This is a genomic window from Micromonospora endophytica (assembly GCF_003236305.1).
GTDB classification, from domain to species: domain Bacteria; phylum Actinomycetota; class Actinomycetes; order Mycobacteriales; family Micromonosporaceae; genus Micromonospora; species Micromonospora endophytica.
The window spans coordinates 1-19,740 of the sequence record NZ_POTX01000100.1 but is presented as its reverse complement, the minus strand read 5'-3'; the positions used below and the strand labels follow the sequence as shown (position 1 = coordinate 19,740).

Genomic DNA, 19,740 nt, shown 5'->3' with positions numbered 1-19,740 from the left:
CACTAGGGCTCGGGGTCGGGGTTTCCGGGGCGTCGAAGAGAATCGCCGGCTCCTCGTCAAGCGGTGCCGGGGCGGTGGCGACGGGCACCTCACCGGCGCTGGTACTGGTCGGGGTCTCGTCGCCGGGCAGCGCGAGGGCGGCCACGCCGACGCTCACCACGAGGGTGGCCAGCGCGGCGGCACCGCCCATCACCAGGGGCCGCGACAGCCGCCGGCTCCGCCGGCCGATCTGGGCCGGCGCGGCGGCGCGGTGGGCGACCGACTCCGGGACGTACGCCGTGGCCTGGTCGTCGGGACCAGGCGGCCCGACCGGCACAGCCGGCTCGGCGGTCGGCCAGCCTCCGGCGGGCGGCTCGTGCTGTCCGGTGGTCGGCCAGCCTGCGGCGGGCGGCTCGTGCTGTCCGGCGGTCGGCCAGCCTCCGGCGGCCAGTTCGTGCTGCCCCGCAGTGGGCTCGTCGGCTCGGTGCGGCTCGCCGTGGTGCCAACCCGCACCTTCCGGCCAGGCACTCTCCGTGGCGGCCGGCTGCCACTGCTCGGTCGGTTCGCTCTGCTGCCATCCGACCGGCTGGCTCTGCTGCCAATCGACGGTCTGGTCCCGCTGCCAATCGGCGGTCTGCTCCCGATGCCACTCGGCCGGCTGGTCCTGGTGCCGTCCGGCCGGTGCGGCCTGGTGCCGATCGGCCGGCTGGTCCTGCGGCCAACCGGCTGGTGCGGCCTGGTGCCACTCGGTTGGCTGGTCCTGCTGCCATCCGGTCGGCTGGTCCTGCTGCCATCCGGTCGGTTGGTCCTGCTGCCGGCCATCGGCGGGGTGATCCGGTTCGTCACCGAAGAGGTACGACGACCGGGGGGCCGGTCGGTCGGTCAACCAGGCCGGGTCATCGGTGGGCTCCGGTCGCCGAGGGCGGTTCGCCGGGTCGATCGGATCGTTCCAGCCGTGCACGCCTGTCGCCTCCACGGGTTGGGTATGGACCGGGGTGACGCTACGTGTCGGGGTTGAACAGCGGCAATGTGGCTAAGGAAGAGTTAAGAGGGCCCTGTACTTCCGGGTGAGGTGTTCCGTCGATTCGGAGCGTAGAGTCGGGGCGTCCGGACAGAGCGTGTCCGCGCCTTGATGGCAGCCCCCGGCGATGGGTCAGGTAGACGCCGGGATGATCTACGGCCTGCGTGAACTTGACGAATCAGGGGCTGGCGGCTCAATATGGAGATGTCGCCAGTCGCGCCCGGCCATGCCCAGAATTTCGTGGGAGTGGTAGTCGCGTACACGTGGGCGCGCGTTGGCCGGCCTCTCCGGCAGCGCAATTCAAGGAGTCAAAATGGCGAAGGCCCTCTACGGCCACGTAGGTGCGGCGCCCGACCGGCGCCTGCTCGACGAGGTCACCCGACTGCGTTCCAGGGTTCAATCACTGGAGTTCGAGGTCACGCGGCTGCGCGCTGAGAACGATCGGCTCGCGGCGGCTGCGGCAGAGGCGGACGATCTGCTCCGTCTGGCCGAGCCCGCTCTGACCTGACCCACCTGGTCGCCACAACCGAATAGCACCACCGCACACAGAGCGCGCCGACACGAATGTGCCGGCGCGCAATTTCGTGCGTACTCCTGGTAATGGTCGCGCGGTGGTGCGGAGCCGGCCTCCGGGCCGGGCCCGGCCGAGTCCGGGGTCGGGGCGACGGGCGTGGTGGGTGGGTCGCGTGGCGCGACCTGCCCGGTTCCGGGTTAGTCTGCGGGTTTACCAGGGTCCGCGCAGCCCGGCTGCGGTATGGCGGCCACCGGACGAGGATCGAGAAGGTGCATCTCAAGAGCCTGACGGTGAAGGGTTTCAAATCCTTCGCCTCCGCGACGACGCTCAAGCTGGAGCCGGGGATCACCTGCGTGGTGGGCCCCAACGGCTCCGGCAAGTCCAACGTCGTCGACGCCATCGCCTGGGTGCTGGGCGAGCAGGGCGCGAAGGCGCTGCGGGGCGGCAAGATGGAGGACGTCATCTTCGCCGGCACCGCCGGGCGGGCCCCGCTGGGGCGCGCCGAGGTGACCCTCACCATCGACAACACCGACGGTGCCCTGCCGATCGAGTACACCGAGGTCTCCATCACCCGCCGGATGTTCCGCTCCGGTGAGAGCGAGTACGAGATCAACGGTGACTCGTGCCGGCTGCTCGACATCCAGGAACTGCTCTCCGACTCCGGCATCGGCCGGGAGATGCACATCATCGTCGGCCAGGGGCGGCTCGACGGCATGCTGCACGCCAAGCCGGAGGACCGGCGGTCGTTCATCGAGGAGGCGGCCGGCGTCCTCAAGCACCGCAAGCGCAAGGAAAAGGCGCTGCGCAAGCTCGACGCGATGCAGACCAACCTCAACCGGCTCACCGACCTCACCGCCGAGCTGCGCCGCCAGCTCAAACCGCTCGGCCGGCAGGCCGAGGTGGCCCGTCGCGCCGCGGTGATCCAGGCCAGCCTGCGCGACGCCCGGCTGCGGCTGCTCGCCGACGACCTGGCCACCCTGCGTACCACGCTGGACCGGGAGATCGCCGACGAGACCGCGCTGCGGCAACGACGTGAGCAGGTGGAGGCCGAGCACGCGGAGGTGCAGTCCCGCCTCGGGGAGTTGGAGGAGGCACTGGCTTCCGACGCCCCGCTGCTGGCCGCCGCCCAGGACACCTGGTACAAGCTCTCCGCGTTGCAGGAGCGGTTCCGCTCGATCGAACAGCTCGCGGTGGAACGGCTGCGGCACCTCAGCGCCACCCCCGACGACGAACGCCCCGGCCGTGACCCCGACCAGCTGGAGGCCGAGGCCGAGCGGGTCCGCGAGCAGGAGGAGGAGCTGCGCGCCGCGCTCACCGACGACCAGATCCGCCTCGCCGAGGCGGTGGAGCACCGCCAGGAACTGGAACGGCAGCTCGCCGCCGCCGAACGCGAGCTGGTCGCCGCCGCCAAGGCCATCGCGGACCGGCGGGAGGGCCTGGCCCGGCTGACCGGGCAGGTCAACTCCGCCCGCGCCCGGACCACCAGCGCCGGTGAGGAGATCGAACGCCTCGCCACGGCGCACACCGACGCGCTGACCCGGGCCGAACGGGCCCAGGCCGAGCTGGACGCGGTCGCCGAGCAGTCCACCGAGGCCGACCGGGACAACGCCGACCTGGACGCCAGGCACGCCGAGGCAGTCGCCGCCCAGGAACAGGAGCAGGCGACCGTACGCTCCCTCGCCGACGCCGAGCGGGCGGCGGAGAAGGACGCGGCCACCTGGAAGGCCCGCGAGGAGGCGCTCGCGCTGGGTCTGCGCCGCAAGGACGGCGCGGGTGCGCTGCTGGCCCGCGCCGACCAGGTGCCCGGCCTGCTGGGCAGCCTCGCCGGCCTGCTCACGGTCGCCCCCGGCCACGAGGCGGCCCTCGCCGCGGCGTTGGGCGGGCTGGCCGACGCGGTCGCGGTCACCGGGGTCGACGAGGCCGTGGAGGCGATGCGGCTGCTGAAGATCTCCGACGCCGGCCGCGCCGGGTTGCTGGTCGGCAGTCCCGCCGGTCCAGGGATGCTCGGCTCCGCCGACGCGTTGCGCCCCAAGCTGCCCGACCGCGCCCACTGGGCACCCGACCTGGTGGACTGCGACCCGCAACTCCGACCGGCGGTCCACCGGGCGCTGCGCGACGTGGTGGTGGTCGAGGACCTCGCCGCGGCCGCCGAGGTGATCGCCGGTCAGCCGGAGCTGCGTGCGGTCACCCGCGAGGGAGACGTGCTCGGCGCCTACGAGGCAGCCGGCGGGTCGGCCAAGGCACCCAGCCACATCGAGGTGCAGGCGGCCGTCGAGGAGGCGCGCGCCAATCGGCTCGCCGCCGAGCGGACCAGCGCGGAACTGCGTGAGCAACTTGTCGAGGCCCGCGCGGCGGTGGCCGAGGCCAAGGAACGCGTACAGCACGCCGCCGCGGCCAAGCGGGAGGCGGAGAGCCACCGCAACGCCGCCGCCCGCCGGTTGGCCGAGCTGGGCGCCGCCGCCCGGTCGGCCAAGGCGGAGACCGACCGGCTGGGGGAGTCCCGTGCCCGCGCCGAGGCCGCCCGGGAACGGGACCTGACTGCCCTGGCCGAGTTGGCGGAACGGCTGCGGTTGGCGGAGGCGACCCCTATCGACGCCGAACCCTCCACCGAGGAACGGGACCAGCTCGCCGCGATGGTGCCGCAGGCCCGGCAGAACGAGATGGAGGTCCGGCTCGCGGTGCGTACCGCGGAGGAGCGGGTGGCCTCCATCGCCGGCCGGGCCGACTCGCTGAGCCGGCAGGCGACAGCCGAACGCGCGGCGCGGGAGCGGGCCGCGGCCCGGCGTGCCGCGCGGACCCGGGGCGCGGGCATCGCTCGGGCTGTCGCCGGCGGCGCGCGCGCGGCGCTGACCCGACTGACCACCAGCATCGCCCGGGCGGAGGAACACCGGGACGCGGTGGCCCGCGAGCGGGCCACCCGCGAGGCGGAACTTCAGGAGGTACGGGCCGCCGCCAAACGATTCGGCGCGGAACTGGAGCGGCTGACCAGCCAGGTGCACCGGGACGAGGTCGCCCGCGCGGAGCAGCGGCTGCGCATCGAGCAGTTGGAGGCCAAGGCCGCCGAGGACTTCGGCCTGACCATGGAGACTCTGATTGCCGAGTACGGCCCGAGCCAGCCGGTGCCGCCGACCGAGGCGGAGGTGGCCGCCGCGGAGCGCGACGGCCTCCCGGTGCCCGAGCCGGTCCGGTACGAGCGGCCGGTGCAGGAGAAGCGGGCCGCCAAGGCGGAACGGGAGCTGGCCCTGCTCGGCAAGGTCAACCCCCTCGCGTTGGAGGAGTTCGCCGCGCTGGAGGAGCGGTACAAATTCCTCTCCGACCAACTGGAGGATCTCAAGGCGACCCGGCGTGACCTGCTCACCGTGGTCAAGGACGTCGACGAGCGGATCCTGGAGGTGTTCGCCAGCGCCTTCGCCGACACCGCCCGCGAGTTCGAGCAGGTCTTCACCGTGCTGTTCCCCGGCGGGGAGGGCCGGCTGGTGCTCACCGACCCGGACGACCTGCTGACCACCGGCGTCGAGGTCGAGGCCCGACCGCCCGGCAAGAAGATCAAGCGGCTGTCGCTGCTCTCCGGTGGCGAACGGTCGCTGACCGCGGTGGCGATGCTGGTGGCGATCTTCCGTGCCCGGCCCAGCCCGTTCTACATCATGGACGAGGTCGAGGCGGCGCTCGACGACGTGAACCTGGGCCGGTTGATCACGCTGATGGCCCAGTTGCGGGAGAAGAGCCAGCTGATCGTCATCACGCACCAGAAACGCACAATGGAGATCGCCGACGCGCTGTACGGCGTGACCATGCGCGGCGGGGTCACCCAGGTGATCAGTCAACGGCTCAACCGGGCCGACACCGACGACGAGCGGCCAGGCCGCGGCGAGGAGAACGGGTAGTGGCTCGGGAACGCGCGACGGCGCTCCTGGTGGACTTCGATGGTGTGGTGCGGCGGTGGGATCCGGCGGTCGCCGCCGGCGTGGAGCGGGACTACGGCCTCTCCACCGGCGTGCTCGGTGAGATCGCCATGTCCTGGGGGCTGCTCCAGCCGGTGCTCACCGGCCGGGTCAGCCACGCCGAGTGGATGTCGAGTGTGGCCGACGCGCTGACTCCCTCGGTGGGCGATCCGGGACAGGCCCGGGCCGCCGTCCAGGAATGGCAGCGCTATCGCGGCGAGGTCGACCCGGAGGTGCTGGCGTTCATCCGCGAGGTACGGGCCGCCGGCATCAGGGTCGCGCTCGGCACCAACGCCACCGACCTGCTCGACGCAGACCTGGCCGCGCTGGACCTCACCGACGAGTGGGACGTGGTGGTCAACTCCTCGGTCATCGGGGTGCACAAGCCCGCCCCGGAATACTTCCAAGCCGCCTGCGCGGCGCTGGAGACCTCACCGGGCCGGGTGCTCTTCGTCGACGACGAGGACCGGGCGGTGAGCGGCGCCCGGGCGGCGGGGCTGTCCGCGTACCGCTGGAACGGCCCGGCCGATCTGCGCTACCTCCGGGCCGCCCTTGCGGTCTGACGCCGCCCGCGTCGGTTGTCCGTGACGTTGTCGGCGTCGATTGTCGATGACGTTGCCGGCGTCAGCTCTCCGTGACGCCGTCGATGCGTTCGCGGATCAGGTCGGCGTGGCCGTTGTGGCGGGCGTACTCCTCGATCATGTGAACGTAGACCCAGCGCAGGTTGATCTGGTGGGTTCCGCCGTCGCGGCGCCGCGTCGTGAAGACCTCATCCAGGTCATGGCCGGCGGCGGCCGCGTCGGCGGCGGCGACCTCGGCGTGGAACGCGGCGAAGTCGGCTTCGGCGTCCGCGGTGTCGACGGTGTTGAACTCCGCGTCCGGGTCGGCGTCGAAGTCGTACAGGTCGGGCAGGTCCTCGCCGCCGAAGCGCTGGCGGAACCAGTGCCGCTCGACAACTGTCATGTGCCGGACCAGCCCGAGCAGGCTGAGCGTGGACGGTGACACGCTCGCTGTCCGGAGCTGCTCGACTGTGAGTCCCGCGCACTTGTGCAGCAAGGTGTCGCGGTGGTGGTTGAGCCAGCCCTCCAGCATGGCGCGCTCGTCACCGAGGTAAGGCTCGTGCCGGCGGTCGATCTCGGGTGCTCTCCAGGTCATGCCCGCCATGGTGCGTCGCCGGTACGACAGCCGCGACCGAATTCACGCCGAGTGCTCCCTGCGCTCCTTCCGCCCGCCTGCGTTCCCCGCGCTCCCGGCGCTCCCGGCGTCGGCGGCGGGCTCGGGTGTTAATAGGGGGCCCCTGTACGACACGAGGCGTTAATAGGGGGCCCCTCCTTTCATCCGGTCAGGCGCTGGCGGGCTACTTCGCGGAGGTGGCCGTCGCTGGTGGTGCCTTCCATGATGACCTCGGCGTGGCGGCCGGCGTGGGTGAGCGTGGCGACCGCGTTGCCGAAGTAGGGGCCGGCGAGCTTGCGCCACTTCACGGTGGGCCGGGGCACCCCGGCGGCCCGCGCCAGGGCCCGGGTCGCCCCGGCCGGGCCGCGCGCCCAACCGAGTCGCATCAGTGGGCGCATCCCGGCCGGCACCTGGTTGTGGATCGGTGAGCAGGTGAGCTGGTGCACCGGGGTGCGTACGCCGGGGTCGGCGAAGCGGACCCGGGCCACGTACGAGTGGTGCACGTCCCCGGAGAGCACGTTGATCGAGGCCGGTGGCGGGTACGCCGGGCCGGCGCCCTTGCGGTCGTCAGGTGCGCCCGGCGTGCCGCTGCCGATGCGGGCGAAGAGTGCACCGAGCCCGTCGAAGGAGCGGCGGAAGGCACCCCAGTGCTCCAGGTCGAGCCCGCGGCGCAGCCGTTCCGCCAGCCCGGCGACCCAGGAGCGGGACGAGTCGGCCAGCTTCTCGTTCCACGCCTCGACGTGATGGATGCCGGGCGGCAGCAGCCAGGGCAGTGACGCGCCGACGACCAGGTGGTCGTAGTCGCCGTGGGCGCGGTCGATGAACCAGGACCATTCGCCGGCCGGCAGCATCGCCCGCCGCCCCGGCTGCAACACCCGGCTGCACCGGGTGTCCAGCATCACCAGGCGGGTGCGACCCAGGTCGAGCGCGTAGCTCCACTGGTACTGCACGGCGAGCCACCGCTCGGTGTCGTGCGCGTGGTCGGCTTCGGTGTCGACCCGCGCGCCGAATTCGCGCAGCACCTCGGTGGCGTCCTCGGCCGCGCGTACCTTGGCGAAGACCGGGTCGGCGGCGATCTCGTCCGGGTCGAGGTTGCCCAGGTGCTGGTACACCCAGTACGAGGCCAGGCCGCAGGCGATCCGTTCGGCCCACCAGGGCTGCTTGCGCATGTCGGCACGCCAGGACGCCGAGGTGTTCCAGTCGTCGATGATCTCGTGATCGTCGAAGATCATGACGCTGGGCAGGGTGGAGAGCAGCCACCGGATCTCCGGGTCACCCCAGGACTCCAGGTAGAGCTTGGTGTACTCGTCGAAGCTGACCACCTGGTCGCTGGGCGCGCCGGCGGGCCGCCGCCGACGTCGGCGCAGCAGCCGCTTGACCGTGGGCGAGGTCTCGTCGGCGTAGACCTGGTCGCCGAGCATCACCAGCAGGTCCGGCAGGGCCGCCGGATCGGGGTCGGCCAGGATCCGGCGGGCGTACGCGTCGAGCGCGTCCGGGGGCAGCTTGCGGGTGGTGGCGTGCTGGGTGGTCTCCCGGCACGACCCGAAGAGCAACCGGACCGGCTGATCCCGGTCGTCGGCGGCGCGGGTGCGGATCACGCTCGGTGGGAACCGGCCGTCGGGCAGCGGCCACACCACCTCGTCGTCGACAAGCACCTCGTAGGTCGTGGCGCTGTCCGGGGTGAGCCCCTCCACCACCACCAGGGCGTAGTGGTGGTCGTACGCCGTGAAGGTGGCCGCCGTGCCGGTGGCACCGCCGGCCGTGCGGACGGTGACCACCGCGGGCGCTGTGGTCTCGACCCAGACGGTGGCCTGCGTGCCGACGACCCGGCGCAGCAGAGGGCCGATGAGCAGCTCGGCGGACATGCGTACCTCCAGGTGAGAGAGCCTCATCCTGCATTACCCGGCCGACCGACGCAGCACCGCTGGCTGTGGTCGAAACTACTGACAACTGGCGTGGCGGGAGCGGTGGCTGAGACGCCGTCGTCGGCATCTGACAGGATTTCCGCCATGGACTACCTCCTCATCGCACTCGCCCTGCTCGGGGTGCTGATCCTCGCCGGGGTCGGGCTGGTCGTGCCACGGTTGCGTCGGCGGCCGGAGCCGCCGCTGCCGCGTACGGAGGTCGACACCCGGGCGGAGGAGGATCTCGCCGGGCCACCGGTGCAGGCACCGGAGTCCGACTTGTCCACAGGCATTCTGGTCGAGCCGCCTGTCGTCGAGGCACCCGCGCCGACCGTCGAGGTGCCCGAGCCCACCGCCGGCCGGCTGGTGCGGTTGCGGTCCCGGCTGTCGCGCTCGCAGAACGTCTTCGGCAAGGGCCTGCTCGGCCTGCTCAGCCGCGACCGGCTGGACGAGGACGTCTGGGAGGAGATCGAGGACAGCCTGATCACCGCCGACGTGGGCGTCGACGCCACCCGGGAGATCGTCGACCGGCTGCGCGAACGCACCCGGGTGCTGGGCACCCAGTCCGCCACCGAGCTGCGCGCCCTGCTCGCCGCCGAGCTGGTCAACGCGCTCGACCCGAGCCTGGACCGTGCGCTGCGTACCGCCCCCAAGGAGGGGGTGCCGGCGGTGCTGCTGGTGGTCGGGGTCAACGGCGCCGGCAAGACCACCACCTGCGGCAAGATCGCCCGGGTGCTCGTCGCCGACGGCCGCAGCGTGCTGCTCGGTGCGGCGGACACCTTCCGGGCCGCTGCCGCCGACCAGCTGGAGACCTGGGCCGGGCGGGTCGGCGCGGAGACCGTACGCGGCCCGGAGGGCGCCGACCCGGCCAGCGTCGCCTTCGACGCGGTACGGCGTGGCATCGACACCGGCGTGGACACCGTGCTCGTCGACACCGCCGGTCGGCTGCAGAACAAGATCGGCCTGATGGACGAGCTGGGCAAGGTCAAGCGGGTGGTGGAGAAGCACGGCCCGATCGACGAGACCCTGCTGATCCTCGACGCCACCACCGGCCAGAACGGCCTGGCACAGGCCCGCGTCTTCACCGAGGTGGTGAACGTCACCGGAGTGGTGCTCACCAAGCTCGACGGCACCGCCAAGGGCGGCATCGTCATCGCCGTGCAGCGCAAGCTCGGCATCCCGGTGAAGCTGGTGGGGCTCGGCGAGGGGCCGGACGACCTGGCGCCGTTCGATCCCGCACAGTTCGTCGACGCGCTCCTGGGCACCGACGCCCCCGGGCCGACCGCGTAACCTCGGGTGACCAGAGAAGACCGCGCGTACGCGGGCTGGCGTGATCCGAGCCACCCGTCGCAGCGCCTCGGGAGACCGTACGTGACTTCGCAGGAGATCCCGCTGCACGGCGGGAACGTCAGCACCGTCGTGCGGGTGGGCGACACGGTCCGGCGCAACGTCGGGCCGTGGACACCGTCGGTGCACGCCCTGCTGCGGCACCTGGAGTACGTCGGCTTCACCGGCGCCCCCCGCGCGTTGGGCATGGACGAGCGCAACCGTGAGGTGTTGTCGTACCTGGAGGGGGAGTGCGGGGACTACCCGCTGGCCCCGCACTGGGTGACCGACGAGGCGCTGGTCACTGTCGCCACCATGCTGCGGATGTTCCACGACGCGCAGTACGGTTTCGTCCCGCCACCGCAGGCGGTGTGGCGCTCGTTCGGCCCGCCGCCACCGGACACCGAGGTCATCTGCCACCACGACGCCGCACCGCACAACGTGATCTGGCGGCCGGACGGCACCCTCGGGCTGATCGACTTCGATCTCGCCTCACCCGGCGCGCGGATCTACGACGTGGCGTACGCGGCCTGGACCTGGGTGCCGGTCTTCTCCGACCGGGACTCGATCACGCTGGGCTGGAAGCGCCCGGACCGGCCACGCCGGCTGCGGCTCTTCGCCGACGCGTACGGGCTGATTCCGCGCGACCGGCACCGGCTGATCCGGACCATCCGCAAGCGGATCGTGGACCACGTGGAGGGCATCCGCCGGATGGCCGCGGCGGGGGAACCAGCCTTCGTCCGGATCGTGCACAAGGGCCACCTGCGCCGGCCGATGCGGGACCTGCGGCTGCTCGACTATGAGCGGCAGGCGCTGGAAGACGCCCTGCGCTGATCCGTCGGGGGATCAGGTGGCACCGAGTAGCCGATCCACCCCTGTCCGTGTCGCCGAGGTGAGCAACGTTCTTCACACGTACGAAACAACCCGTCACGGTTCGGAAACCAGCCGGGGACCCTGGGTGAAACAGCAGGCGATCAGGCTTCCGCGCAACCGGCGACGGGCGATGCTGCGCGATGCCGGGAGGGAGGGAAAACAAACCGAGAGGAGGCAGCGTGCCGGAGCTAGATTCTGGTGCCACCGCCTGGATTTTGACTTCTGCCGCGCTGGTGTTGCTCATGACGCCCGGCCTGGCGCTGTTCTACGGCGGCATGACCCGTTCCAAGTCCGTGCTCAACATGATGATGATGAGCTTCGGGGCGATCGGCCTGGTCAGCCTGCTATGGGTCTTCTACGGCTACAGCATCGCCTTCGGCGATGACATCGGCGGGATCACCGGTGATCTCTCCGCTGCAGGTCTGCGCGGCATGCTGGAGAGTGGCACCGAGGGTGGCATCCCCGACCTGCTGTTCGCCGGTTTCCAGTTGATGTTCGCCGTGATCACCGTCGCGCTGATCAGTGGCGCGATCGCCGACCGGGCCAAGTTCGGCCCGTGGCTGCTCTTCTCCGGCCTCTGGGCCACCCTTGTCTACTTCCCGGTCGCGCACTGGGTCTGGGGCGGCGGCTGGATCATGGAGTTGGGTGTGCTCGACTTCGCGGGCGGCACCGCTGTGCACATCAACGCCGGTGCCGCGGCACTCGCCCTGGCGCTCGTGCTCGGCAAGCGGGTCGGCTGGCCCAAGGACAAGTTCAAGCCGCACAACCTGCCCATGGTGCTGCTCGGCGCCGGTCTGCTCTGGTTCGGCTGGTTCGGCTTCAACGCCGGCTCGGCCGGCGCGGCAAACGGCACCGCGGCGATCTCGCTGATCAACACCCAGGTCGCCACCGCCGCCGCAGTGCTCGGCTGGATCGTGGTCGAGTGGCTCCGCGACGGCAAGCCGACCACCCTTGGCGCGGCCTCCGGCGCGGTCGCCGGCCTGGTCGGCATCACCCCCGCCTGCGCGTTCCTGGAGCCGCTGGGTGCGATCGCCCTCGGTGTGATCGCCGGTGCGGTCTGCGCGCTCGCGGTGGGCCTGAAGTACAAGCTCAAGTACGACGACTCGCTCGACGTGGTGGCCGTGCACATGATCGGCGGCATCATCGGCTCGCTGCTCATCGGCTTCCTCGCCATCGAGGTGCTGGCCGGTGAGGGCAACGACGGTCTGCTCTACGGCGGCGGCATCGACCTGCTGGGTCTCCAGACGGTCGGGGTGCTCGCGGTGCTCGTCTACTCGTTCGTGGTGGCCTACCTCATCGGCTTCGCGATCGAGAAGACCATCGGCTTCCGGGTCAGCGCCGATGCCGAGGTCGAGGGCATCGACAACGCCGAGCACGCGGAGAGCGCGTACGAGTTCAGCTCCACGGGTGGTGGTGGCGGTGGCGCCTTCGCCGCCGCGGGCATCGCGCCCTCGGCCGCGCCGAAGCCGGAACCCACCGAACCGGTAAGCGAGAAGGTCGCCGGCTAACGTACCTGGAATGGAGGGGTTGGACATGAAGCTGGTGACCGCGGTCATCAAGCCGCACCAGTTGGACGCCGTCAAGGAAGCCCTGCACACGCTGGGCGTGGCCGGGTTGACCGTGAGCGAGGTCCAGGGCTACGGGCGGCAGAAGGGCCACACCGAGGTCTACCGGGGTGCCGAGTACACCGTCGAGTTCCTGCCCAAGATCCGGGTGGAGGTGCTCACCGACGAGATCGACGTCGAGAAGATCGTCGACGCGGTGGTCGGCGCCGCCCGGACCGGCAAGATCGGTGACGGCAAGGTCTGGGTGACCGGAGTCGAGGAGGTCGTCCGGGTACGCACCGGCGAGCGCGGCCTGGACGCCCTGTAGGAATCGCGTCGATGACCTCGTTGACCAGCGGACCGGCCGTGGAGCCTGGTCGTACCGCGTTGGTCAACGAGGTCGTCGGCGTACCTGCGGGCATCGGCGCCGCCGCCCGCCGGGCCCGGGCCGAGGCGTACGACACCTGGCTGGCCCGGCTGCTGCCGCACCGGCCGGGAGTGGCGCTGCTGGCGGTCGGCGGACTGGGCCGACGGCAGTGCGCCCCCTACGGCGACCTCGACCTGGTGCTGGTGCACGCCGGGGTGCCCGGCATCGACGAACTGGCCGCCGAGCTGTGGTACCCGATCTGGGACGCCGGACTGCGGCTGGACCACTCGGTGCGTACCGTCGCCGAGGCGCTCTCGGTCGCCCAGGACGACGTCAAGGTGGCGCTCGGGCTGCTCGACGCCCGGCTCGTCGCCGGCGACCCCGAACTTGCCGACACGCTGGTCCGCAGCGCCACCGACCACTGGCGGCGCACCGCCGTACGCCAGCTCGGTCCGCTGCGGGAGACCACGACCAGCCGCTGGCAGGCCCACGGCGAGTTGGCGTTCCTGCTGGAGGGGGACCTCAAGGAGGCGGCCGGCGGCCTGCGCGACGTCGGCATCCTGCGCGCCATCGCGCTCGCCGGGATCACCGACGCGTTGCGCCCCGCCGTGCACGCCGCGCACCTGCGGCTGCTGGACACCCGCGACGCGCTGCACCAGCAGGTCGGCCGGCGGGTCGACCGGCTGCTCGCCCAGGAACGGGCCGGGGTGGCCGCCCTGCTCGGCCTCCGCCAGCACGCACCCGCCGACGCCGGCACCACCGCGCGCGCCGCGGAAGGCGACGGCGACGCGCTGCTGCGCCGGGTGGCAGGTGACGCCCGGACCGTCAGCCACGCGCTTGACGACGCCCTGCGCGCCGCCGACCGGCTACGCTCCGGCCGGCGCCGGGGTGCCGACGGGCGACCGCTGCGCCGGCCGGTGGCCCGGGACGTGGTCGAACACGACGGCGAACTGGTGCTGGCCCGCACCGCCATCGGTGCCCGCCCCGACCCCAGCCTCTCGCTGCGGGTCGCCGCCGCGGCAGCCACCACCGGGCTGCCGATCGCCCGAGCCACCTGCGAATGGCTTGCCGTCTACTGCCCACCCCTGCCGGCCCCCTGGCCGGCCGAGGCGCGGGCCGCCCTGATCACGCTCCTCGGCTCCGGTGCCGGCCTGCTCCCGGCCTGGGAGACCTGCGACCGGTACGGGTTGATCGACGGCTGGCTGCCGGAGTGGACCCGGCTGCGCAGCCTGCCCCAGCACAACCCGGTGCACCGGTTCACCCTCGACCGGCACCTGGTGCAGACCGCCGCCGAGGCCGGCCGGCACACCCGCGAGGTGGACCGGCCCGACCTGCTGCTGCTCGCCGCCTTCCTGCACGACATCGGCAAGGGCCTGCCAGGCGAAGGTGCCGCCGGGCGGCCCGGCAGGCACGAGCCCGCCGGCACCTTCGCAGATCATTCCACCGTCGGCGCGCCGATCGCCGAGGCGATCGCTGCCCGGATCGGTCTGCCCGCGCCGGAGGCGGCACTGATCGGCACGCTCGTCCGGCTGCACCTGCTGCTGCCCGAGGTGGCCACCCGCCGCGACCTCGCCGACCCGGTCACCATCGCCGGGGTGGCCGAGGCGGTCGGCGACGCCACCACCCTCGACCTGCTCTGCGCGCTGGTCCGCGCGGACGCCGCCGCCACCGGCCCGGCCGCCTGGTCGGACTGGAAGGGCCGGTTGGTCGCCGAACTCGTCGCCCGGGTCCGGACCACGCTCGACACCGGCACGGTGCCCGAACCGCCGGCACCGGACCCGGCGCTGGTGGCGGGACCGCTGCCGGTCGTACACCTGACCGGAGACAAGGTGGCGGTGGCCGCGTCCGACCGGCGGGGTCTGCTCGCGACGGTGGCCGGCTGCCTGGCCCTGCACCGGCTGGAGGTGGTCGCCGCCGACGCCTCGACCGTCGACGGCCGGGCTCTGGTCGAGTGCCGGGTGCAGCCACGCTACGGGCTGGCCCCGGACCCGGTGGCGCTCAGCGCCGACCTGCGCCGCGCGGTCGCCGGCGACGTGTCGGTGACCCAGCGGCTGCGCGGCCGGGCCCTGGCCGCCCGGGGATCAGGCGCCGAACCCCGGGTGGTCTGGCACCGCGACGCCGCCACCGACGCGGTGCTGCTGGAACTGCGCGCCGCGGACGCCGCCGGCCTGCTCTACCGGGTGACCAGCGCGCTCGACGCGGCAGGTGCCCAGGTCCGCGCGGCCCGGATCGCCACGTTGGGCGGGGACGTGGTGGACGTCTTCTACCTCGTCGGCTCCTGGCCCGCCGACGCCGAACGCAGCCGCCTAGAAGCTGCTGTCCTCGCTGCGGTGTAAGGAGGGTGTCTCAGCAACGGGTCACGGCCGTCCCACCCGGACTCCCGCTTGCGGCGGCTCCGCGTCGCATCGCATGCTGCTTGAGCGCGAACTCACCGACCTACCCGGGAGGTACTCCGTGCACGCACACCAGCATCCGTCCCCGCCGGATCGGTCGGAACGTCAGGTGCCCCGACGCCGGACGCTGCCACCCCGAACGACGGAGCCTGTCGATGCCGCTTCGGCAGGCGGTGGGAGCACCACGGGCGTGGCGCAGCGGATCCTGGCCCTGCAACGGCTGGCCGGCAACGCGGCAGTCGGCCGCGTGTTGGCGGCCGATGTCGGGCAGACGCTCGCGGCCGCCACCGGCGCCGGCCGTTCGCTCGCCGCGGGTGGCGCGTCAGCGCTCGCCGTTCAGCGGGCACCCTGGGTCGATCCGGAGTCGGAGTTCCGGATGGGCACGGCTGCCCAGCTCGAGCCGCTCATCGAGGATTTGATCCGGGACGTGTTCGGGCTGACGGCCCGAGTGGGCCTCGGCGGCGGCGCCGGGGTCGCTGCCAGGGAGCAGGTGCGCGGCGTGCACGATCTGGACCTGCGTGTCGACGTGGAAGGGCTTCTGGCCGCCAGCAACGCCGACGAGCGGGCGCGGGCCAAAGAGCAGCGGCAGGACATTCTGACCAGCATCGGTTCGGTGATCGGTACCTCCTCGATCACCGACACCACGGTGCGTGGCAGCTACGGCGGCGTGGAGGTCAGCGTGACGCTCGCGCCCGTGCCCACCGAATCCCGACGCATGCCGGTGATTCAGGAGGGCGGCTGGGCTGCGGACGAACCCACGGTTCCGCTGCGGGTGGTCACAGCTGATCAGGCCGTCACCGACAAGATCAAGGCGTTCGCCGGCCGAGCTGGGGAGGACCAGACTGAGAAGCGGGCCCGCGACGCCGTCGACATCGCCGCGTTGCTACGGGGCCGGCTGATGCCCGAGGCGGCGGAGGAGATCTGGGCCGCCATGAAGGGGGATCCCAAGGGGCCGAGCAGCCTGCGCAGCTTTCGCCAGGAGTGGCAGAGGTTGAAGAAGCTGGCGCCCAAGCCGGGCACCTCGACCGTCGACGACGGCCGGACTGCTGGCCTGCCCCTGCTCGTCGGCGATGTGCTCACCATCATGGATGAGCTCACCCAGCACTTGGACAATCGCCTGAAGGAAGGCCGCAAGGCCAAGAAGAGCGCTGCCCCTGCCGCACCGCCCGCCGGCAGTGCACCGTCGACGAGTGACGGGAGCGCTTGACCCCTGAGATCGCCGACGCCCGGCGGGGCGATCCCGCTCGCTGCTACGTCGAGGGGACGGCTGGGCCGGGCTCGGCGGGCGGGGGCGGGCTAGGCTAGCGGTGGGTTGGACGACACCCGCGCGTCCGTACTGTGCCCGCCGAAGACGACAAACGGGATGTTCGCGTGTTTGACACCTTGAGTGACCGCCTCTCCGGGATCTTCACCAAGCTGCGCGGCAAGGGACGCCTCACCGACGCCGACATCGACGCGACGGCGCGCGAGATCCGCCTCGCGTTGCTGGAGGCCGACGTCGCGCTTCCGGTCGTCAAGGGCTTCATCGGCAACGTCAAGGAGCGGGCCCGCGGTGCGGAGGTCTCCCAGGCGCTCAACCCGGCCCAGCAGATCATCAAGATCGTCAACGAGGAGCTGGTCAACGTCCTCGGTGGCGAGGGGCGTCGGCTCCAGTTCGCCAAGCAGCCACCGACCGTGATCATGCTCGCCGGCCTCCAGGGCTCCGGCAAGACCACCCTCGCCGGCAAGCTGGCTCGCTGGCTCAAGGGCCAGGGGCACCAGCCGCTGCTGGTCGCCGCCGACCTCCAGCGGCCCAACGCCGTCGGGCAGCTCCAGGTGCTCGGTGGTCGCGCCGGAGTCGAGGTGTACGCCCCGGAGCCCGGCAACGGTGTCGGTGACCCGGTCCAGGTGGCGAAGGCGTCGATCGAGCACGCCCGCCGGGCGGCCCGGGACGTGGTCATCGTCGACACCGCCGGCCGGCTCGGCATCGACACGGAGATGATGCAGCAGGCCGCCGACATCCGCGACGCGGTCAACCCAGACGAGGTCATCTTCGTCATCGACGCGATGGTCGGCCAGGACGCGGTGCGTACCGCCGAGGCGTTCCGCGACGGCGTCGGCATCACCGGCGTGGTCCTCTCCAAGCTCGACGGCGACGCCCGCGGTGGCGCGGCGCTGTCGGTCCGCCAGGTGACCGGGCAGCCGATCCTGTTCGCCTCCACCGGCGAGAAGCTGGAGGACTTCGACGTCTTCCACCCCGACCGGATGGCCAGCCGGATCCTCGGCATGGGCGACGTTCTCACTCTGATCGAGCAGGCCGAGGCGGCCTTCGACACCGATCAGAAGGAGAAGATGACCGCCAAGCTGATGGGCGGCGAGCAGTTCACCCTGGAGGACTTCCTCGACCAGCTCATCGCGGTCCGCCGGATGGGGCCGATCGCCAACGTGCTGGCCATGATGCCGGGCATGGGGCAGGTCAAGGACCAGCTCGCCGAGCTGGACGACAAGCACTTCGACCGGATCACCGCGATCATCCGGTCGATGACCCCGGCCGAGCGCAGCAACCCGAAGATCATCAACGGTTCCCGGCGGGCCCGCATCGCCAACGGCTCCGGGGTCACCGTGATGGACGTCAACCAGCTGCTCAACCGCTTCAACGACGCGCAGAAGATGATGAAGCAGATGGGCGGCATGATGGGCCTGCCGGGCGCCGGCCGGCGCAAGGCCACCAAGAGCCCGAAGAACAAGCGCAAGGGCACGAAGGGCGGCGGTCGGCCGCGCAGCGGCGCCGGCACCCGGGCGGCCCAGGGCGGACTGCCGGGTGGCTTCCCGGGCGGCATGCCGCAGCTTCCCCCGGGCATGAACCCGGACGACCTGGCCGCCGGTCAGGGCCTTCCGCCGGGCTTCAAGCTGCCGAAGATCGACTTCAACAAGTTCGGCAAGGGCGGCCAGCCGCCCCGCTGAGCGTGTCGGTGACGGCGGGTGGCATTGCCAGCACTTAAGGTGATGCCGCCCCTGGAAGGAGGAGCCATGAGCGTGGCACCTATCCTGCCCGAGCGGTCGGAGTGGACGGTTGACGACCTCGGCGACCTGCCGAAGGACCTTCCGTACGAACTGATCAACGGAAGGTTGATCGTGCCGTCCCCCACCGCACTCCATCAGGACCTCTGCGTCCGGCTGCTACTCGCCCTCGAAGTCAACTGTCCGGTCGAATACCTGGTCAGCATCGACCTGTCGATGCGGGTGGACCGTCGCAACGAGCCCCGACCCGACGTGGTCGTCATCGCGCGCAAGCACGCCAACCGGTCGCCGGTCCCGGTCGAGGACGCGCTACTCGCCGTCGAGGTCATCTCCCCGACCAGCACCTTCCGCGACATGTACGACAAGACGAAGGTCTACGCACGGGCCGAGGTCCGGTCGTACTGGGTGGTGGACCCGCTGCGGGACCGGATCACGCTGACCGAGTACGCGCTCGGCGCGGACCGGCAGTACTCCCAGGTGACCCAGGCCGAAGACCGGTTCGTCACCGAGCAGCCGTGGAAGGTGTCGGTCGACCTGCCCGCCCTGACCGACCGGCTGCACTCCTTGCGCGCCACCGAGGAGCAGTGATCCCGGCGGTCGGCGGGTTGCCGGGCAGCTGGTCGCCGGGCGGGCAGGGCGTCTGATGCGGTAGGACTGTGCGCATGGCTCTGCATGTGCGTGGTGTGCTCCTGCCGGACGACGAGGTCCGGGATCTGTGGTTGGTCGGCGACCGGGTCACCTTCGAACCGGTGCCCGGCGCGGAGACCGTCGCCGACGGCGGGTTCATCCTGCCCGGCCTGGTCGACGCGCACTGCCACATCGGCATCGCCCGGGGTGGCACGCCGATCACCTCACTGGACCAGGCCCGCGCGTTGGCCCGTACCGACCGGGACGCCGGTGTGCTGGCGATCCGCGACGCCGGCTCGCCGTACCCGTACCCGGAGTTGGAGGACGAACCTGACCTGCCGCGACTGGCCCGCGCCGGGCGGCACGTCGCCCCGCCGAAGCGGTACCTGCGCGACATCGGTGTGGAGGTCGGCGCGGCCGAGGTGGCAGCGACCGTGGCGGCGCAGGCTGCCGCTGGCAACGGCTGGGTCAAGCTGGTCGGGGACTGGATCGACCGGGGCGTCGGCGACCTGGCGCCGGCCTGGGACGCCGACACGATGACCGCCGCCGTGGCTGCGGCACACGCCGCCGGGGTACGCGCCGCCGTGCACACGTTCAGCGAGTCGGCGGTGGAGATCATGGTGCGGGCCGGGGTGGACTCGGTCGAGCACGGCACCGGCCTGAGCCTCGACCTGATCGACCTGATGGCCCGGCAGGGCACCGCGCTGATCCCAACGATGATCAACATCCGTACCTTCGGCCGCATCGCCGACCAGGCCCGACCGAAGTTCCCCGGGTACGCCGACCACATGCTCGCCCTGCGGGACCGCTTCCCGCAGGTGGTCCGGGCCGCGTACGAGGCCGGCGTGCCGATCTACGTCGGCACCGACGCCGGCGGTGGCATCGACCACGGCCTCGCCGTCGAGGAGATGCTGCTGCTGCACGAGCAGGCCGGCATGTCCCGGCTGGACGTGCTCGCCGCCGCCTCCTGGGGCGCCCGCGCCTGGCTCGGCTTCCCCGGCCTGATCGAGGGGGGCCTGGCCGACCTCGCCATCTACCCCGAGGACCCCCGCCGGGACCTCAACGCCCTGCGTACCCC

At 72.0% G+C, this 19,740-nt stretch carries 14 protein-coding genes and 1 pseudogene; 12 read left to right on the top strand and 3 right to left on the bottom strand.

Translation table 11 applies throughout. From position 1 onward, the window contains the following. A pseudogene (locus C1I93_RS16165) lies at positions 1-955 on the bottom strand (hypothetical protein); the annotation flags it as partial. Positions 956-1,313: 358 nt separating this feature from the next. On the opposite strand from C1I93_RS16165, the gene C1I93_RS16160 reads away from it, so the two are divergent. From C1I93_RS16160 to C1I93_RS16150, 3 genes are all read left to right on the top strand, one after another. Beyond that, positions 1,314-1,508: a hypothetical protein gene (locus C1I93_RS16160; protein WP_092373577.1), complete on the top strand. Its 195-nt coding sequence runs from the start codon at positions 1,314-1,316 to the stop codon at positions 1,506-1,508. Between the two features lie 275 nt (positions 1,509-1,783). Then, entirely contained in the window at positions 1,784-5,398 is a 3,615-nt protein-coding gene (smc, locus tag C1I93_RS16155) for a chromosome segregation protein SMC (RefSeq protein WP_111244120.1), read from the top strand. Further along, positions 5,398-6,018: an HAD-IA family hydrolase gene (locus tag C1I93_RS16150; RefSeq protein WP_111244119.1), complete on the top strand. Its 621-nt coding sequence runs from the start codon at positions 5,398-5,400 to the stop codon at positions 6,016-6,018. The genes smc and C1I93_RS16150 overlap by 1 nt, the downstream gene beginning before the upstream one ends. Positions 6,019-6,079: 61 nt before the next feature. Here the strand turns inward: C1I93_RS16150 and C1I93_RS16145 are convergent, their stop codons facing one another. Beyond that, positions 6,080-6,610, bottom strand: coding sequence for a DinB family protein (locus C1I93_RS16145; protein WP_111244118.1), 531 nt, complete (start codon positions 6,608-6,610; stop codon positions 6,080-6,082). A gap of 179 nt (positions 6,611-6,789) precedes the next feature. Then, on the bottom strand, positions 6,790-8,493 hold the full coding sequence (locus C1I93_RS16140; RefSeq protein ID WP_111244117.1) for an alkaline phosphatase D family protein: 1,704 nt from the start codon (positions 8,491-8,493) through the stop codon (positions 6,790-6,792). 144 nt (positions 8,494-8,637) lie between these two features. On the opposite strand from C1I93_RS16140, the gene ftsY reads away from it, so the two are divergent. The 9 genes from ftsY to C1I93_RS16095 all read left to right on the top strand — a co-directional run. Beyond that, positions 8,638-9,822: a signal recognition particle-docking protein FtsY gene (gene ftsY, locus C1I93_RS16135; RefSeq protein WP_111244116.1), complete on the top strand. Its 1,185-nt coding sequence runs from the start codon at positions 8,638-8,640 to the stop codon at positions 9,820-9,822. A gap of 6 nt (positions 9,823-9,828) precedes the next feature. Further along, entirely contained in the window at positions 9,829-10,692 is an 864-nt protein-coding gene (locus C1I93_RS16130) for an aminoglycoside phosphotransferase family protein (protein ID WP_181445193.1), read from the top strand. Positions 10,693-10,973: 281 nt separating this feature from the next. Next, complete coding sequence (locus C1I93_RS16125) at positions 10,974-12,239, top strand: ammonium transporter (protein WP_249412412.1); 1,266 nt, start codon at positions 10,974-10,976, stop codon at positions 12,237-12,239. 25 nt (positions 12,240-12,264) lie between these two features. Beyond that, positions 12,265-12,603, top strand: a complete 339-nt coding sequence (locus tag C1I93_RS16120; protein WP_170147604.1) for a P-II family nitrogen regulator — start codon at positions 12,265-12,267, stop codon at positions 12,601-12,603. An 11-nt stretch (positions 12,604-12,614) separates the two neighbouring features. Continuing rightward, the gene (locus C1I93_RS16115; protein ID WP_111244113.1) at positions 12,615-14,978 is read left to right on the top strand and encodes a [protein-PII] uridylyltransferase; all 2,364 of its coding nucleotides are present in this window, start codon (positions 12,615-12,617) and stop codon (positions 14,976-14,978) included. A gap of 247 nt (positions 14,979-15,225) precedes the next feature. Then, positions 15,226-16,242, top strand: coding sequence for a nucleotidyl transferase AbiEii/AbiGii toxin family protein (locus tag C1I93_RS16110; RefSeq protein ID WP_181445192.1), 1,017 nt, complete (start codon positions 15,226-15,228; stop codon positions 16,240-16,242). Between the two features lie 164 nt (positions 16,243-16,406). Beyond that, complete coding sequence (ffh, locus tag C1I93_RS16105; RefSeq protein WP_111244111.1) at positions 16,407-17,978, top strand: signal recognition particle protein; 1,572 nt, start codon at positions 16,407-16,409, stop codon at positions 17,976-17,978. 66 nt (positions 17,979-18,044) lie between these two features. Further along, entirely contained in the window at positions 18,045-18,623 is a 579-nt protein-coding gene (locus C1I93_RS16100; protein WP_111244110.1) for a Uma2 family endonuclease, read from the top strand. 74 nt (positions 18,624-18,697) lie between these two features. Next, the coding region (locus tag C1I93_RS16095) for an amidohydrolase family protein (protein ID WP_111244121.1) at positions 18,698-19,740 on the top strand (1,043 nt) is incomplete at its 3' end.

Bases quoted from the DNA above. Each gene is read 5' to 3' on its own strand.
- C1I93_RS16160 (WP_092373577.1), top strand. From the start codon at position 1,314: ATGGCGAAGGCCCTCTACGGCCACGTAGGTGCGGCGCCCGACCGGCGC.
- C1I93_RS16145 (WP_111244118.1), bottom strand. From the start codon at position 6,610: ATGACCTGGAGAGCACCCGAGATCGACCGCCGGCACGAGCCTTACCTC.
- C1I93_RS16140 (WP_111244117.1), bottom strand. From the start codon at position 8,493: ATGTCCGCCGAGCTGCTCATCGGCCCTCTGCTGCGCCGGGTCGTCGGC.
- ftsY (WP_111244116.1), top strand. From the start codon at position 8,638: ATGGACTACCTCCTCATCGCACTCGCCCTGCTCGGGGTGCTGATCCTC.
- C1I93_RS16125 (WP_249412412.1), top strand. From the start codon at position 10,974: ATGACGCCCGGCCTGGCGCTGTTCTACGGCGGCATGACCCGTTCCAAG.
- C1I93_RS16120 (WP_170147604.1), top strand. From the start codon at position 12,265: ATGAAGCTGGTGACCGCGGTCATCAAGCCGCACCAGTTGGACGCCGTC.
- C1I93_RS16115 (WP_111244113.1), top strand. From the start codon at position 12,615: ATGACCTCGTTGACCAGCGGACCGGCCGTGGAGCCTGGTCGTACCGCG.
- C1I93_RS16100 (WP_111244110.1), top strand. From the start codon at position 18,045: ATGAGCGTGGCACCTATCCTGCCCGAGCGGTCGGAGTGGACGGTTGAC.